Genomic DNA, 410 nt, shown 5'->3' on the forward strand with positions numbered 1-410 from the left:
GGAACGAAGGACGTCGGCGAGGCCAAGCGCCGGCACGCCGCGCACGCAATCCTCATCGATCAGCGCTGGGAAAACCTGAGAGCCGGCGTGCGGCGCCTGAACATGCTTGAGATCAACGCCATCGCTGGGGAGTTCTACGAGAACCTCGTACCCCAGTTCCAGGCGGGCGGGTTCTCGCCGGTCTTCAACGTGATCTCGGCCGCGATGATCGATGGGTTCGTCAAGGATCCCAGTCCGGGGAACCGTACGCAGTTCCTTCGTTTCCACGGGAAGGAGATAGACGACCACCTCGCGCGCAAGGGGTTGGTGGTGGACCCCGACACGAGAAGCTCGCTGGAATACGCGATCGCCAAGGCGATCCTCCAGGCCGTCGAGCAGAGCCTGAAATATCTCGACGGGGACTACAGTCC

Annotated in this window: 1 protein-coding gene; it reads left to right on the forward strand. The window is 62.7% G+C overall.

Features of this window, described 5'->3' with window-relative positions; translation table 11 throughout:
• Nucleotides 1–410: hypothetical protein (locus tag FHL79_RS25365; RefSeq protein WP_218938612.1), on the forward strand; the 410-nt coding region annotated here is incomplete at both ends.

Origin of the sequence: Modestobacter altitudinis (assembly GCF_005930475.1) — a bacterium.
GTDB classification, from domain to species: domain Bacteria; phylum Actinomycetota; class Actinomycetes; order Mycobacteriales; family Geodermatophilaceae; genus Modestobacter; species Modestobacter altitudinis.